The 15256-nt window shown below is 59.3% G+C and carries 14 protein-coding genes and 2 pseudogenes; 9 read left to right on the plus strand and 7 right to left on the minus strand.

Annotation, left to right across the window (positions count from 1 at the left end):
• Positions 1-180: 180 nt before the first annotated feature.
• On the minus strand, positions 181-1236 hold the full coding sequence (speB, locus tag AC1DM5_RS25255; protein ID WP_477819985.1) for an agmatinase: 1056 nt from the start codon (positions 1234-1236) through the stop codon (positions 181-183).
• Positions 1237-1332: 96 nt separating this feature from the next.
• On the opposite strand from speB, the gene AC1DM5_RS25260 reads away from it, so the two are divergent.
• On the plus strand, positions 1333-2496 hold the full coding sequence (locus AC1DM5_RS25260) for an aminotransferase (RefSeq protein WP_477819986.1): 1164 nt from the start codon (positions 1333-1335) through the stop codon (positions 2494-2496).
• Here the strand turns inward: AC1DM5_RS25260 and AC1DM5_RS25265 are convergent.
• From AC1DM5_RS25265 to hutC, 4 genes are all read right to left on the minus strand, one after another.
• The gene (locus tag AC1DM5_RS25265; protein WP_477819987.1) at positions 2473-3015 is read right to left on the minus strand and encodes a flavin reductase family protein; all 543 of its coding nucleotides are present in this window, start codon (positions 3013-3015) and stop codon (positions 2473-2475) included. The two genes, AC1DM5_RS25260 and AC1DM5_RS25265, sit on opposite strands and share 24 nt — an antisense overlap.
• Positions 3012-4367: an LLM class flavin-dependent oxidoreductase gene (locus AC1DM5_RS25270; protein ID WP_477975941.1), complete on the minus strand. Its 1356-nt coding sequence runs from the start codon at positions 4365-4367 to the stop codon at positions 3012-3014. The genes AC1DM5_RS25265 and AC1DM5_RS25270 overlap by 4 nt, the downstream gene beginning before the upstream one ends.
• Before the next feature lie 110 nt (positions 4368-4477).
• Positions 4478-5419: a LysR substrate-binding domain-containing protein gene (locus AC1DM5_RS25275; protein ID WP_477819989.1), complete on the minus strand. Its 942-nt coding sequence runs from the start codon at positions 5417-5419 to the stop codon at positions 4478-4480.
• Positions 5416-6159 (minus strand): histidine utilization repressor, encoded by a 744-nt coding sequence (gene hutC, locus AC1DM5_RS25280; RefSeq protein WP_477819990.1) that lies wholly within the window; start codon positions 6157-6159, stop codon positions 5416-5418. The genes AC1DM5_RS25275 and hutC overlap by 4 nt, the downstream gene beginning before the upstream one ends.
• Before the next feature lie 230 nt (positions 6160-6389).
• On the opposite strand from hutC, the gene AC1DM5_RS25285 reads away from it, so the two are divergent.
• The 4 genes from AC1DM5_RS25285 (at position 6390) to AC1DM5_RS25300 (ending at position 9409) form a co-directional block, all read left to right on the plus strand.
• Positions 6390-7217 (plus strand): transporter substrate-binding domain-containing protein, encoded by an 828-nt coding sequence (locus AC1DM5_RS25285; RefSeq protein WP_477819991.1) that lies wholly within the window; start codon positions 6390-6392, stop codon positions 7215-7217.
• Between the two features lie 97 nt (positions 7218-7314).
• Positions 7315-7956, plus strand: coding sequence for an amino acid ABC transporter permease (locus AC1DM5_RS25290; protein WP_477819992.1), 642 nt, complete (start codon positions 7315-7317; stop codon positions 7954-7956).
• Positions 7953-8621 carry an amino acid ABC transporter permease gene (locus AC1DM5_RS25295; RefSeq protein WP_477819993.1) on the plus strand — a complete coding sequence of 223 codons (669 nt, stop codon included), beginning with the start codon at positions 7953-7955 and terminating at the stop codon, positions 8619-8621. Before AC1DM5_RS25290 ends, AC1DM5_RS25295 begins: the two co-directional genes overlap by 4 nt.
• On the plus strand, positions 8618-9409 hold the full coding sequence (locus tag AC1DM5_RS25300) for an amino acid ABC transporter ATP-binding protein (RefSeq protein ID WP_477819994.1): 792 nt from the start codon (positions 8618-8620) through the stop codon (positions 9407-9409). The genes AC1DM5_RS25295 and AC1DM5_RS25300 overlap by 4 nt, the downstream gene beginning before the upstream one ends.
• 222 nt (positions 9410-9631) lie before the next feature.
• Here the strand turns inward: AC1DM5_RS25300 and AC1DM5_RS25305 are convergent, their stop codons facing one another.
• Positions 9632-10039, minus strand: coding sequence for a hypothetical protein (locus AC1DM5_RS25305; RefSeq protein ID WP_477819995.1), 408 nt, complete (start codon positions 10037-10039; stop codon positions 9632-9634).
• Positions 10040-10348: 309 nt separating this feature from the next.
• Between AC1DM5_RS25305 and AC1DM5_RS25310 the strand changes: the two genes are divergently transcribed.
• From AC1DM5_RS25310 to AC1DM5_RS25325, 4 genes and pseudogenes are all read left to right on the plus strand, one after another.
• The gene (locus tag AC1DM5_RS25310; protein WP_477819996.1) at positions 10349-11278 is read left to right on the plus strand and encodes a substrate-binding domain-containing protein; all 930 of its coding nucleotides are present in this window, start codon (positions 10349-10351) and stop codon (positions 11276-11278) included.
• Positions 11279-11294: 16 nt separating this feature from the next.
• Entirely contained in the window at positions 11295-13439 is a 2145-nt protein-coding gene (locus tag AC1DM5_RS25315) for a methyl-accepting chemotaxis protein (RefSeq protein ID WP_477819997.1), read from the plus strand.
• Positions 13440-13558: 119 nt separating this feature from the next.
• Positions 13559-13639: pseudogene (locus AC1DM5_RS25320) on the plus strand (HNH endonuclease); the annotation flags it as partial.
• Positions 13640-13873: 234 nt separating this feature from the next.
• A pseudogene (locus AC1DM5_RS25325) lies at positions 13874-14067 on the plus strand (LysR family transcriptional regulator); the annotation flags it as partial.
• A 114-nt stretch (positions 14068-14181) separates the two neighbouring features.
• Here AC1DM5_RS25325 and AC1DM5_RS25330 read toward each other — a convergent pair.
• Positions 14182-15114, minus strand: a complete 933-nt coding sequence (locus AC1DM5_RS25330; protein ID WP_477819998.1) for a hypothetical protein — start codon at positions 15112-15114, stop codon at positions 14182-14184.
• Between the last annotated feature and the right edge of the window lie 142 nt (positions 15115-15256).

Below are 15256 nucleotides of genomic sequence, written 5' to 3' on the forward strand. Positions count from 1 at the left end.
TTCCGCGCCATGCAGTAGCCTGACACGTCCGCCAGAACCGGGGTAGATCCGATTAGCGAGCTCTTGAGCTTTTCAGCCATAGCAGTTGCTTATTAGCGATGCTGCTTTTACCGGTCATTGGCGCTCAAAAGCTTGGCCTGGAGACTTGCCCGCATACCTCGCATTTGTTGAACAGAATGCTTAGCCTCTGCCGATCGATGGGCTGAACACCATCAGGCTCAGGATCTCGAAGAGCACCTGCGCTGCGGCGTGTGCAGTGTTGCTCGTTGCGTCATATTGCGGTGCAACTTCGACGACGTCGCCGCCCACCAAGTTTATGCCTTTCAGCCCGCGGATCAATTCAAGGACCTCACGCGTGGTCAATCCACCGACCTCAGGCGTGCCCGTGCCGGGTGCAAAGCTCGGATCGAGGCTGTCAACGTCGAAGGAAAGATAGGTCGGGCCGTCGCCGACGATGGATTTTGCCTTGGCCACGACCGCCGCGATCCCCATTCCGCTGATCTCCTCGGCATGGATCACGGTCATTCCCGACGCATAGGAGAATTCCCACAAATATTCGGCCGAACCCCGGATGCCGATCTGGATTGTCCTTGTCGGGTCGAGTGCGCCGTCCAGCACAGCGTTCCGGAACGGTCCGCCATGATGAAACTTTGTCCGATCGAATGCGCCGCTTGTGTCGCAATGGGCATCGATATGGATAAGACCGACTGGTTGTTGCCGGCCGATGGCCTTCAGAATCGGATGGCTGATCGAATGATCGCCCCCGACGGAAAGCGGGGCGACGCCGGCATCAACGATTTGGCCAATGCGCCTTTCGATGTCGTCGTGGCTGAGCTCCAGCCGGTAACGGCTCTGGAACGAAACGTCGCCGATGTCGGCGACCCGAAGATCAAAAACCGGCGCCGTGGCGAGAACGTGATTGTACGGGCCGATCCTTTCGATGGCGCGAAGTGCGCGCGGTCCGAAACGGGAACCTGGGCGATTGGTGACACCGAGATCCATCGGGATTCCGGTGATTGCGACCTGGAGATTGCCGAAGTCCGGCTCTTCGGCAGCGACCTGCATATAGGGTGCGCCGAGGAAAGTTGGCACTCCAGAATATGGCGCGAGTCGCGTGCCATTTTTGGAGATGATCTTCTCCGCCACTTTCCGAAACTTCTCATCGAATATCTCGCCGCCATTGGTGTCCGCAAACTCCGAGCGCAGCTGCTCAAGTCGCATTTTGTCCCACATCATCGGCATGCGTCTCCGCTTCAGTTTCGTCTCGCCCAACAAAGAGGTTGAGAAAGCCATTGGTATCGTTGTAGCAATCGGGATCAAAGAGAAATCGCTATGACCACCGCAAAATTCAATTCGCTCGTTTCCCGCCTTTCTGCCCCGCCCATTCCGTCCGTCGTTGCCTGGGGCCGTGAATACAAAGGGCTGAAGGGGCCACTCATCGATCTGTCGCAAGCCGTGCCCGGCTATCCCGCGCATCCGGAGATGCTGCGGCTTCTCGGCGAGACGGCCGGACAACAGGCGATGACGGGGTACGGGCCGATCGAGGGCGAACCTTTACTGCGCAAGACCTACGCTGCCCATGTTGCCGAGCTTTACGGCGCCGACATTTCCGCCGGCAATATCCACATTACGGCCGGCTGCAATCAGGCGTTCATGTGTGCCGCGATCGCGCTTGCTGGCGCGGGCGATACCGTAGCGCTTACCAATCCCTTCTATTTCAATCACGACACGACGCTGTCGATGCTGGGGATCGGGCGGCGATTGGTCGACTGCGATCCCGCCAACGGGTTCTTTCCCGATCCGCGTTCGGCCGAGGCGGCACTTGCGGCCGGCGCGAAGATGCTGGCGGTCGTTACACCCAACAATCCGACCGGGGCAGTGTATCCGCCGGAGCTGCTTCATGAGCTTTTCGTTCTCTGCCGGAAATATGGCGCCTGGCTGATCCTCGATGAGACCTATCGCGATTTCCTCGGCGCCGATTACGGACGGCCGCACTCTCTGCTGTCCGAGCCGGGTTGGGAGGATACGCTCGTTCTTCTCTACAGCTTTTCGAAATCCTTCTGCATTCCTGGCCACAGGCTGGGTGCGATCACGGCAGGACCCAAACTCGTCGCCGAGATCGCGAAAGTGATGGACAACATGCAGATCTGCGCACCGCGTTCGGCTCAGATCGCCGTTGCATCGGCCATCCCGTTGCTCGCCGAGTGGCGGGCCGGCAACCGTGCCGAGATCGCTCGCCGGGCGGATGCGCTTAGGCTGGTCGTGTCCAAGCTGCCAGGCTGGGAGATTGGAGCGATCGGCGCCTATTTCGCCTTTGTTCGCCACCCTTTCGTCGATCGATCGTCTTCCGAGGTGGCCCAAAAACTCGCCAGGGAATCCGGAATCGTTTGTTTACCCGGCGCCTATTTCGGCGAGGGACAAGAGCGTTACCTCAGGCTTGCTTTTGCCAATGCGGATGTCGCGTCGATAGGCCTATTGTCCGAGCGTCTTTTTTAGACCGCGGCGCTCAGCCTCTGTCTGAAGTTGATGATAACTGCCGCGCCAATAGAGAAGCGGCCCTATGCTCTTTCGGATTTTGATCGCGCAGATATGCCCGATCAAAATTGCATGGGAATGATGGTGGAATGCGGTTTCAAGCCTGCAATCCAGCACTGCAAGAGCCTTTTCAAGGACGGCCGCGCCGGTCTTCAGGCGGTACCATCCCGCCGCATCGCCATAGCGTTCTGCGCCTTTGCGTCCATCAAGGCCGGCAAAGGATTGCGCCACAGTCTGCTGATCGGCGGCGAGCACGTTGACACAGAAGCAGCCGTACCGTTGCAGCACTGGCCACGAGGAAGAGGCACGATTGACGCTGACGATGACGGAGGGCCGCTCCGCCGAAAATGAAGAGACTGACGTCGCGGTGAAGCCGGTGCGGTCTTCACCGTCGCCGACGGTGATCACGCTCACGGCACCTGCCAGATGACGCATCGAAAGCTTGAAGTCCGCTTCGCTGATCAAGGTCTCGGCACTCATCGGCTCGGCGCTTGCGTTTTGGCAAAGCGGTTCGCCGGCATTGAGAGGCCGAGGTTCTCGCGCAAGGTTCTACCCTCGTATTCCTCGCGGAATAGCCCGCGGCGTCGAAGCTCGGGCAGGACGAGCCGCACGAAGTCGTCGAGACTGGACGGCAAGACCGGAAACATCAGGATGAAGCCGTCTGCGGCGCGGGTCTCGAACCATTCCTCCATGAAGTCGGCAATCTGGGATGGCGTGCCCGTCATGCCATTTCCGGTATGCTTCTCGGCATAGTGCCGGATGAGTTCGCCGACAGTGTGGCCGCCTTTTACGAAATCGACCAGCTCATCGAACAGAGCGCGTGATCCCTTTGGCGCCGCCGGCAGCCGCTCCATGGGGAAGGGCTGGTCGAGCGCCACATCACGCAGGTCCGCTTCCAGGAATTCGGAAAGCATCAATCGGCCGACATCCGGATGCATCTTGTCGATCAGATAATCCACCTTGGCCTTTGCCTCGGCTTCGGTTTCACCGACATTGATAACGATGCCCGGCATGATTTTCAGGTCGTCCACATCGCGCCCATAGGCCGCCATTCGGCTCTTGACATTTTCGTAGAAGGCCCGGTTCCGCTCGATATTCGATGCGAGGCTGAAGACGATCTCGGCCGTGCGTGCCGCCATGTCCATTCCGGGCTCCGAACCGCCCGCCTGGGCGATTACTGGACGACCCTGGGGTGTTCGCGCGATGTTGAGGGGGCCGCGAACCTGGAAGTGCTTGCCCTTGTGATTGAGCGTATGGTGTTTGCTCTTGTCGTAGTAGACACCGGTTTCACGGTCGAGAAGCAATGCGCCTTCCTCGAAGCTGTCCCAAAGACCGAACACGACATCGACGAATTCGTTGCCGCGCTCATAGCGCAACGCATGTGGGTCGAGCCCCTCGCGGTTGAAGTTGTAGCCGGTTTCGTCGTGGTCGGAGGTGACGACGTTCCAGCAGGCGCGTCCCTTGCTCAGATGGTCGATTGAGGAGAACAGGCGCGCGACATTGTACGGTTCGTAATAGCTCGTCGAGACCGTCGCCACGAGACCGAGACTATCGGTTGTGACCGCCAGAGCCGAAAGCAGCGAGAGGGGTTCGAAACGGTTCATCTTGGTCGGAATGCGGGCAAGCGCATTCGCGTCACCGACGGCAGCGGCGGGAGAATCCGCCATGAACATGAAATCGAATTTGGCCGCCTCGGATCGTTTGGCGACATCGAGCAGATGAGCGAAGTCGTTGGCGCCATTGACGTTACTTGCCGGATGCAGCCAGGAGGCCGGATGAAAGCCGAACGTATAGACGAAAGTTCCGAGTTTCATCTTGTCGGTCCGCGCCATCGAGCTCTCCTGCCATGTCGGTCACGCCACCGCGGGAAACCGCCTGCGCAAATTATCGTCAGGCACAAATTTTCATCAATATTGCGCAGCTGAGTTCCGTTTTAGTTTTTCTAAAGTGTTGGCTTGGGTGCGGACGCCACGGCCTGCTGACGGGAAACAGCCACGAGCCAATCGCGGAATTCGCGCCCATGGGGCTTCTGCAACGCCGCGCGGTCCCAGGCGAGATAATAGCTTTCGCGCAGTGCTATGCGTGTGTCGACGGGAATGACGAGCGTCTGTGCCTCGAGCTCATCGGCAATCATAGACATCTGCGCGAGGACGACGCCGCGCTTGTTGACGGCTGCGTCAATCGCACTGCTCGACAGAGTGAAGGAAAGACCGGCTGTGCTCTCCTCGAACGTGGCGCCTGTCTGAGCTGCAAATTCGCGCCAGCTTGGATAGGGTGTGAAATGCCGCTCCCATTCGACATGCAGGAGTGGATATTCGAGAAGCCGCGCGACGCAGGGCGCCTTGCCCTTGATCAGCGCCGGCGAGCAGGCCGGCACGACCCAATCGCGGAACAGTTCGGTATAGTGTTCATGCTGCAGCACATCCGATCCATAGCTGATGCGGAAATCGACGTCGTCGAAGCCCATGCGGGGTTCCTTGTCGCGGCCGACAATCCTGACATGAGCATTCGGATGAAGGGCCTGCCAGTCGAAGATCCGGCGCCCTATCCATTTGTTGACGACGGAAGACAAGGCGCTGAGAACCAGGCCATTCTCATTGCGCGCCCGTTCCAAAATCTGTTCCGCGAGCGCGAATTGCTCGAAAGCCTTCGATATTTCCTGGTGATAGAGCCGTCCCCATTGGGTGAGCTCCACAGTGCGGCCGTTGCGCTCCAGCAAGGTGACGCCGAGAAAGCTCTCGATCTTGCGGATCTGCTGACTTATCGCGCCGGGGGAAACCTTCAGCTCGAGGGCCGCAGCACTTACGCCGCCACAGCGGCCGACAGCTTCGAACGCCTGCAAGCCCTTGAGCGGCACTGTCCGGATAACCTGTTTTACCGTCAAGAGGAGCCACTCCGCGGCGGTTGATCTGGGATGCCTCTCTCCGTCGGATGAAAGTCGCCGGCGAATTGGAAACGGTCGCCGGGATGGATGATTTCGACGTGGGTGACCGTGCGGCTGCCCTGCCATGTCTGGCGGATCAGGGTCAGGCAGGCCTTGCCACGCTCGGTCTCAAGCAGGCGTGCCGTGGCGGCATCGGCCGAAACCGCACGAATGACATGCCTTGCCTTCGACCACGGCACCATGTCCAGCAGCCATTTGCCGGGCGGAACGGAAGCAAAGCTTTCGGTTCTGGCAGACGGCACCATGGCGAGCATGATGATGCGCCGCTCCAGCGCATTTGGCTTGCCGTCCACGGTGTGCAGGCAGTGAAGCCGCAGAATGTCCGATCCCGTTGTCTCGCCGAGCTTTGCCGCGGTGGCACCGTCCAGTGTCTCGATCCTTCGCCGCAGGATCCTGTAGCTGTGGTCATGCCCCGCCAATTCAGCTTCCGTGGAAATGTCCTGGATATCCATCACGGTGCGGTCGATCTGCCGGGAGGCGACGAAGGAGCCAACCTTGCGGCGGCGTGTGATCATGCCGCGTTCCGCCAGGGCCGAAAGAGCCTTGTTCACGGTCATTCGGGAACATCGATACTCTTGTACCAGCTCGTGTTCGAAGGGGATGCGATGCCCAGGTTGCCAAACGCCGGTCATGATCCTGGTTTCGATGTCTTCGAAAATTCTCTGATGAATTGAGACCAAAACTCACCTCGATCCAGCGATGACATTCAATTTCCACCAAAGCCGCCGCTACCAGGTCTACCGGCACCATGCGGCACAAATCTTGCGTCCGCCGAGTTTAGCGTTTGACAGTGTAGGCCGGCCTGTATCTATTTGTATAGACAAAAGCGGATCAGAGAAATCCGCTCGGCGGGACAACGATTGGGGAACTTGGACCTTCCACCGGAAGGGTAAAAACTGGAGAGAAAAACATGAGGAAGAATTCGCTTCTGAAGGGGCTGGTCGGCGCTGCATTTCTGTTCGGCGCGACGATTTCCGCCCATGCGGCCGATACGCTTGCCGCCGCGAAGGCCGCTGGCACCATGAAGGTCGGTACCGAGACGGCCTTCGCACCGTTCGATTTTATCGACGCTGGCGAACATGTCGGCTTGAACGTCGATCTTTTTAACGAGATCGGCAAGGAACTCGGCGTGAAAATCGAATGGGTCACGCTCCCCTGGGACGGCGTCTTCCCGGCGCTCGAAGCCGGCAAGTTCGACGTCGTCGCAGGCCCGGCGACGATCACCAAGAAGCGCATGGAGCGCTATCGTTTCACACCGCCGCTTGCCGAGGCGACCATCGCGATCCTGAAAAAGGCCGGAGACAAGACGATCAACAAGCCGGAGGATATCGCTGGCAAGAAGATTGGCGTCGGCAAGGCGACCGCCCAGCTCGATCAGCTGAAAGAGTTTTCCGAAGCCCTGCCGACAAAGGTCGATATCCGCGAATACCCGGCCTTCACCGAGTCCTATGCGGATCTCGCGGCCGGCCGCATCGCCGGCGTTGCCAACTCACTGCCGAATATCGCTTTCGTCGCCAAGCAGCGCGAAGGCACGTTCGAAGTCGTGCAGCCGCCCTTTGGCAAAAAATCCTATTTCGGCTTTATCGGGCTCAAGGATGCAGATCATGCGCCACTGATGGACGCAATCGACGCCGCCATGTTGAAGATCAAAGCTGACGGCCGGATGGCGACGCTGCAGAAGAAGTGGTTCGGCGCGAGCTTCGACACACCGGATTCCGTTAAGGACCCGGCATTCTGATCAGCCATCGGAAATCGGCCATGCCCGCGGGATGCCGGGGCATGGCCGAGGAATGCGACCGGATCTTCCTCACCGCCAAGCGAGCGAAATCTGAACAATGTCCGTTAAACTCTTCGAGTTGCTTCTGCAGGCATCGATCTACACGGTGACCATCAGTGTTGTGTCGATCCTCATCGGCTTTGCGATTGCGATCCTTCTTTCGGGAATGCTGCTGTCGGGGCGGGGGCTTTTCGTGCGACCTGCCCAGATTTTCATCAGCTTCTTTCGCGGCGTGCCGCTGCTGGTGCAACTGCTGCTGATCTACAATCTGCTGCCGGTCATCGGCATCAATGTGCCGAGCATCGTGGCCGCGATCATCGGCCTGTCTCTCTGCACGGCAGCCTACCAGGCCGAGAACCTGCGCGGCGGCTTTGCCAGCGTGCCTCTGGGTCTGGTGGAGTCGGCGGAAATGGTCGGTCTGACACCGCGCCAGATCTTCCGACGCGTCAAGGTTCCGATCGCCCTGCGCCTGACGTTTCCAGCTCTCGTCAACGAGGCGATCCTCATTCTCAAGGCGTCGTCATTGGTCTCAGTCGTCGGCATCGTCGAACTGACGCGCATGGCTCAGGACCTTGCCGGCAGCACCTTCCTGCCGCTGCAGCTCTTCGCATCCGCCGGTCTCATCTATCTGGTGATAAACTGGTTGGTGGCGCTTGCCGGGGGCCTGATCGAAAATAGACTCTCGGGGGCGCCGCGGTGACATTCGATATCAATGTCCTCATCGGGCAGTGGCCGGCCATCGTCAGCGGCGCCGGCGTGACAATCATGATATGGATCCTCGGCACCATCGCTGCAGCCGTCATCGGCTTTCTCATGGCAGTCGCCAGACGATATGGCGGCGCGCTGATCGACAAGGCGCTGGGTGCCGTCGTAGCTGTACTGCGCGGCACGCCGTTTCTCATCCAGATATTCCTGGTCTACTACGGCGGCCCCTTTGTCGGCCTTGATCTCGATCCCTTGCCCGCCGGATTGATCGGCATTTCGATCTATGGCGCGGCCTATTTCAGCGAGATCTTTCGCTCCGGCTTCCGGGCTGTGCCGAAGGGCCATATCGAGGCTGGCGAATGTGTCGGCCTGACAAAGGGGCAGATCGTCAGGCGCATTCTATTGCCAGAAATGACGATGCTGGTGCTGCCGCCATCCGTGAATATGGTGGTCATCCTGATGAAGGAGACGGCGGTCTTGTCCATTATCACCGTGCCGGAGCTGACGGCCACGCTGAGTGCAATCGGGTCGCAACAATATGCCTTCGTCGAAGCACTCTCCGCATTGGCGCTTTTCTATTGGGTGCTCGTCGAAGTCACCGGCTGGCTTGGCAACCTTGCCGAAACGAAACTTTCCAGATTCAGGTTTTTCAACGCATGAGCGTCCCCGCAATAGCAGTTAGGAATCTCATCAAGACTTTCGGACAGACCACGGTCCTTCATGGTATCGATCTCGCCATCGAGCCCGGACGGGTTTCCTGCCTCATCGGCCCTTCCGGTTCCGGCAAGAGCACTCTTTTGCGCTGCATGGCTTTTCTTGAGGAGGCAACGCACGGGACGATCTCCATCAACGGCGAGATGCTTGGCTTTACCGAGGATTCTCAAGGACGGCGCGAGCGCGTCTCGGCCGCCACCAACCGGGCGATCCGCGCCCAACTCGGCATGGTGTTCCAGCAGTTCAATCTCTGGCCGCACATGACGGCGCTTGGCAATGTCAGTGAAGCATTGAAGACGGTTCACAAGATGGGCCGCAAGGATGCGGAGGAGCGGGCAATGGCCCAGCTCGTCAAGGTTGGCCTCGAGGGCCGGGCCGGGCACTATCCCTCGCAGCTATCAGGTGGACAGCAGCAGCGCGTGGCGATTGCCCGTGCCCTGGCGCTGAAGCCCAAGATCATGCTGTTTGACGAGCCGACCTCGTCGCTTGATCCGGAGCTGACTGGCGAAGTCTTGAACGTCATGCGCGATCTGGCCGCCGAGGGCATGACCATGGTTGTTGTCTCGCACGAGATAGGTTTTGCTGCGACCGTCGGCCAGCAGATCATCTTTCTCGACCACGGCAAGGTGCTCTTCAGCGGATCGCCCCAGGAGGTCTTTAAGAAGCCGAGAAATCCCCGTCTAGAACAATTCCTCGATACCTATCTCGACCGTGGTGCCTCGATGTTGCTGTAATGTCGATGTCCTTCCAGATCGTCAGGCAGACTAAGTCGAGCACCTAGAATCTCCCCCAAATGTGATCTGCATTCATACCGGGGAATGCGCGGAAGCAAACGGCTTATAGGGTCCGCAAGCTATTCAAGGGTCTGTTCCTCGTGATTTGTTTTGACGATCGAAAAATGTCCGAAGCGGCGGCAGATGGGGAGGCACCGGTTCCAATCCGTTCGAGGCGATCATTCAGGCCTTTCGGCTGATTGCAGTTGAACGCTGGGCCCCAGCTTCTAAATAGGCTTCGCTTGATAACATTCGTCCTCTCGCATTCAAGTGAACGAATCCATGTTCGGTGATCCAAGCAAGCCGCAGGTCCAGCAATTCCTGATCCGGCGCTATTTTTTCTTCCCCCGTGTGTTCCCCCCAATTCCAACGGTAGATCGCGGACATTTCGGTCTGAGAAGCATCCCGGGAGCCGACGAGCATGGCCTCGATCTTCTTCCCACGCTGGTTGACGTTTTTACGAGAACCATCCCAGAGCTGGAGCTGGATCAATCTAACGAGCCACTTTTGGCGTTCTGGCAAATAAGAACGATTAGCGTGGTCGCGAACCGCTTCAATTTCGTCTTGTGAAAAACCGCGGATGTCAGCCAAGTAAACTCCACCTCAGGAAGTTTTCTGCGTCTCTGTCGGCGATCTGGTCGCAGAGGCGAAAGCGCATGGCCGTATGACCATGGTAGATATCCGCACCGCATAGGAAGGTCGGGACGCTATCGCCTCCCGCGCTGACTTCGCGGGCACGACGCTTTCCGGATACACCGACTACACAAAGGGTCGGACAGTCCCCGACCTCGATCTCATGGCCAACCGTTAAATTTCCTTGGCCACCTCTCTACGAATGAAAGGTAAAATTTACCAAGATTTGTAACGATCCTACTCTGTCCAAATCGCGGAGGGAATTTAGTGAAGACTGCCACGCTCGCATCCATAGCCTTGGCGATGTCGATCTCCGCCGCCAGCGCCCAGACAATCGGCGTCTCGATGTCCGATCTCGACAAATTCAGAACGGCGCTGCTGAACGGCGTCGTCACCCACGGGCAGGCGATATCAGGACTTACGCTCGTCACCGAAAATGCCAAGGGCGACAATGAGCTGCAGAAGAAGCAGGTCCAGAAGCTTATTGCCGACAAGGTCGACGCCATTATCCTTGCCGTCTCCGATGGCGACCTCGGGCCGCAAATGACCAAGATGGCGGCAGACGCGGGCATTCCGCTGGTCTACATCAACAACGTCCCCTCCAACCTGCTCGACCTGCCGGAAAATCAGGTCGTGGTCGCCTCGAACGAGAAGGAGTCAGGAACGCTCCAAACGAAGCAGGTCTGCGCGCTCCTCAAGGGCAAGGGCCGCGTCGTCGTGCTGATGGGCGAACCCTTCCACGCTGCCGCCCGTGCCCGCACCCAGGACATATCGGACGTCATCGCCACGCCGGAATGCAAGGGCCTCGAGATCGTCGAGCGGCAGGCTGCCTATTGGTCGCGCGATTATGCCGACCAGCAGATGCAAGAATGGCTGGCGGCCGGCGTCAAGTTCGACGCTGTCATCGCCAACAATGATGAGATGGCGCTCGGTGCGATCCGCGCCATGAAGAAGGCCGGTATGCCGATGAAGGACGTCGTCACCGCCGGGGTCGATGCGACCGACGACGCGCTTGCCGCGATGGAGGCCGGCGATCTCGACGTCACCATTCTTCAAAGTGCCATCGGGCAGGGGGCGACCGCAGTCGACGCTGCCGTGAAGCTCGCCAACAAGGAGAAGGTGCCGCGCGAAAACAACGTTCCCTTCGAACTCGTGACGCCCGAGAACCTATCCAAATATTTGCCGAAGAGCCAGTGAGCATAAGAGGCCTATCATGTTGCATTTCTGGAATAAATTCGGCATTCGTGCGCAGATCACCTCGGGCTTCGTACCGCTGATCCTGTTGATGAGCCTTCTCACCGTCAGCGCGATCTCCGGCATGAACGGGCTTGCTGCGATCTTCACATCTTATCGCGCCACGGCAGGCCAGAGCCTCGCCATCTCCGATTACAGCGACCGACTGCACGAGATCCAGATGTCGGCGGAAGCCTTCCGTTCCACGCCGACGCAGGCCGTCGTCGACAGTTTCCGCGCCGGCGTCAAAGCCTTCGAGGCGGGCGATCCGCGTTTTGCAGACAACAGGGACCTGCAGTCCGGTCTTGCGACAATCCGTCAGGACATTGCCGCCTATGGCAAGGCGTTCGAACAGATCGTCGCCCTTCAGGCCCGACGTGACATGCTGATTTCCAAGGTCACCGAATTCGGCCCCTGGACCAGCATCGCGCTCAACGACGTCATGCGCAGCGCCTGGCGCCAGAATGACGTGGCCCTGCTGCATATGACGGCGGAGACGCTGGAGGCCTTGAACCGCAGCCTCTATTTTTCCGAACGTTTCGTGCATTCGGACGATTTCGCCGCCTATGATACGGCGCAGGCAGCGCTCGCCGAAGCGGTAGCGCTCAACGATGCCGCCGCGAAAGTTGTGAAGAACGAGCTGCAGAAGAAGCGCCTGATGGGCGCCGGCCAGCTCATGCAGAATTACACTGCCCGTCTCGGCGATATGAAGGAAGTACTGCAGGCATCCGGCAATATCCGTCAGACGCAGCTCAACGTGCTCGCGCCAAAGATATCGGGCGCGTTCAAAGATCTGCAGGCGACCGTGACCGGCGCGCAGAAGAACCTGGACGGTTCGGTCGAAGCAACGGTCGCCGCCGCGACCAGCACGACGCTGGTCATCAGTGGCCTGTTGATCGTCATCGGCCTCCTGCTTTCCTATTTGGTTGGCCGACTGATTTCCTCCGCCGTTCGCGGCATGGCGCAGTCCATGGAGCGGCTTGCCCGCGGCGACGACACCATCGCGATCAAGGGCGTCGAGCATCGTCATGAGCTCGGCGCCATGGCGCGTTCGCTGAAGGTCTTCCAGGAGACCGGTCGCGCCAAGCTGATCGCCGAATCCAATGCCGAGCGCGCCCGCCTCGCAGCCGAAGAAGAGCGGCTGCGCCAGGAAGCCGAGCGCCTCAGCGACGCACAGGTGATGGAGCATGCCTTCCGCCAGATTTCTCTCGGCCTGGATGCGCTCTCGAAGGGCGATCTCTCGGTCCGCGTCGGCGAAGTCGACCACCGCTACGTCAGGATCCGCGATCACTTCAACAACTCGGTCGCAAGCCTGGAAGAAGCAATCGGTTCCGTTATTCGCGCGGTCACGACCATCCGGTCCGGCCTTGCGGAGATCTCCACCGCCTCCAACGATCTTGCCCGCCGTACCGAGCAGCAGGCCGCTTCGCTGGAAGAAACGGTCGCGGCGCTCGGTGATGTCACCCGCGGCCTCAACGGAACGGCGGAAGGCGCCAGCCGCGCCCAGGCTGTCGTAGCAACGGCCCGCACCAACGCCGAAAAGGGTGGTGAGATCGTCTCCCGCGCCATCGCCGCGATGACGGAAATCCAGAACTCCTCGTCGAAGATCGGCAACATCATCGGCGTCATCGACGAGATCGCCTTCCAGACCAACCTGCTGGCGCTGAATGCCGGCGTCGAAGCCGCACGCGCCGGTGAGGCCGGCAAGGGCTTTGCCGTCGTCGCGCAGGAAGTGCGCGAGCTCGCCCAGCGCTCGGCCAATGCGGCAAGAGAGATCAAGGAACTGATCTCCACCTCCTCGATGCAGGTCAAGACGGGCGTCGAACTGGTCGGCGAATCCGGCGTCTCGCTCGAACAGATCGTCGAGCAGGTGACCGCGATGAATGCGACGGTCGCCGAAATCGCGGTGGCCGCCCGCGAGCAGGCCACAAGCCTGCGCGAGGTCTCGGCCGCCGGCGACCAGATGGACAAGGTGACTCAGCAAAACGCAGCGATGGTCGAACAGACCACGGCTGCAGCTCAGAGTCTGACGCAGGAAACTGAGAACCTCGCGGAATTGCTGCACCGGTTCCGGACAAGCAGCGCTGGCATCTCAGAAAATCGGCATTATGCGATGGCATCGTGACGCGTTCGATCGTCCCTAATGGCGCAGCCCGTCTGAGGCCGGGTCGCCTGTCGGACTGACGGTCTCGAAAAGAGGTCAATCAATACAATCCACGAGAATCCTAGAGAAACGTGTGCGGTCGGCCAGTGGAAACCAACGGTCCGGAGATCGTTATGAGCGGACCAGACACTGCCCACTGGATGTTTGATCGCGGTCTTATAGTCTGGAGGAGTGTCGGCATGTTTAGCCGACGGGACGACCTGGGGCTTCCTAAACACCCAGTCGCGCTGTCTGCGGAAATCCAGCCCGAGCCGAAAACTCGCGCATAAGCGCCAGGGGAAAGCGGCCGCGGGACGAGTGCCCGACCGGCTCTGTCGCGCGGCATCTGCCATAGCTCCCGAATTGATCGCGCGTGTGAACCCATGGATAGCTCTCCGGCGAGCTAGGGGATCGCGATCGATCCCGGGATTGGCATCGGCTTCGTGTCGGATTGGGCGCAGGATCTGCCGAACCACGGTTTTGAGCTGAGGAAGGTGAGGGTGTCGACTTCAGAATAGGGCTCAATGTCGCCTGGAATAGGGAAGACCCGACGGCCGCGCGCGATGACATCATCGATATCGCACGGTCGCTGGTGCGGCCAGGCAGGTGATCTGTGCTCGTTGTCAAGGCGGATTTGGTCCAAGTCCTGTGCCGGCTGAGCGGGTAGTTTGCGAGCACGGAGTGGATGTAAGCCCACCAGGTCTTGCACTGCCGCGCCAAGAGCTCAATCCCGTCGTTGCTCGTTCGTTGTCTCGGATAGATGACAGCAGGCCCATTCGAACGCTTCGTCGATTGCGGCAAACTTCACAGCCTGCCAATGTCGATAGTCGCGGATCAGCTCTGCTCCAAGCCAGAAATCACCGCTGTTGCTGGAGAGGTCCCATCCACAAGTCTCAAGCAAGTGAGCGCGATCGAAAAGGCGCCGCGCATGGGTCCGGGAGATGGCGTAGCGCTTGAAGAACTCTCCGATGCGCAAAGGGCCAATAGACACGCGCGGCTCCAGTTCCCTTTCCGGGGGTAAGCGAGACATCAGATCATGCAGGATGTTGCTGCCGGAAGCAGTTCGAACGAAAGCGTCCACCGTCTGCGGAGGGCTCGCCCAGTTCGGATCGTGGAAGAGGCGCTTGGACATTCTGGGCTGCGCATACCAAAGCAAGCGCCGATCGGCTGATGATCGTGCGAATCGCGTGCCCCGATCGAGCATGTCGAGTGATTTCAAATGCTCGTTGAACCATTCGCGGATCAAGGTTTCGGCGGTTTCGGAAATTCTGAGCTGGCGAACGCGCCGGTCCCCGCTTTCATGAGTATCAACCAAGAGACCGTAATTGCGCATCTCTGCGAGATGTGCGAACGCCGTGTTCTTGGATGCAACCTTACTCTCAGCGATGAGGGCGTTCAGTTTGGCGGCCGTGAGGCCCGGATGAGACGGCGACGTGACACGCTGAAAATGAAAAGCCAGAATTGACTGTGTCAGCAGCCATCGTTTCATATCTGCGGTGTAGCGAACGATGCGAGGTGCGGCATCGTGCATGGCAATAAGCTTCAGCGCGGCATCTTTTAGGGCGAGCGCGTAAAGGCGATTTTCCAAAATAGCTTCGACTGTCAAAACCGTCGGCGCATTCGTGGCGGAGCGCATTGCGGTCGATATGAAACTCAAAGGATATCTCCAAGCAAGGATGAATTGGGCAAGCTACGGCCTGAGCGAGTGTTTGCGACCAGGCCGTAGTTTATGCCACTGACGCACTCGCAGGGTTTCGTGTTCACGTGCACTTTCCTTGGACGCTGGGCCATATCGATAT

The sequence above is a fragment of the Rhizobium sp. 01T437 genome (assembly GCF_056398505.1).

Coding starts and splice junctions, on each gene's coding strand:
- speB (WP_477819985.1), bottom strand. CDS start 1,236: ATGATGTGGGACAAAATGCGACTTGAGCAGCTGCGCTCGGAGTTTGCG.
- AC1DM5_RS25260 (WP_477819986.1), top strand. CDS start 1,333: ATGACCACCGCAAAATTCAATTCGCTCGTTTCCCGCCTTTCTGCCCCG.
- AC1DM5_RS25265 (WP_477819987.1), bottom strand. CDS start 3,015: ATGAGTGCCGAGACCTTGATCAGCGAAGCGGACTTCAAGCTTTCGATG.
- AC1DM5_RS25270 (WP_477975941.1), bottom strand. CDS start 4,367: ATGGCGCGGACCGACAAGATGAAACTCGGAACTTTCGTCTATACGTTC.
- AC1DM5_RS25285 (WP_477819991.1), top strand. CDS start 6,390: ATGAGGAAGAATTCGCTTCTGAAGGGGCTGGTCGGCGCTGCATTTCTG.
- AC1DM5_RS25290 (WP_477819992.1), top strand. CDS start 7,315: ATGTCCGTTAAACTCTTCGAGTTGCTTCTGCAGGCATCGATCTACACG.
- AC1DM5_RS25300 (WP_477819994.1), top strand. CDS start 8,618: ATGAGCGTCCCCGCAATAGCAGTTAGGAATCTCATCAAGACTTTCGGA.
- AC1DM5_RS25315 (WP_477819997.1), top strand. CDS start 11,295: ATGTTGCATTTCTGGAATAAATTCGGCATTCGTGCGCAGATCACCTCG.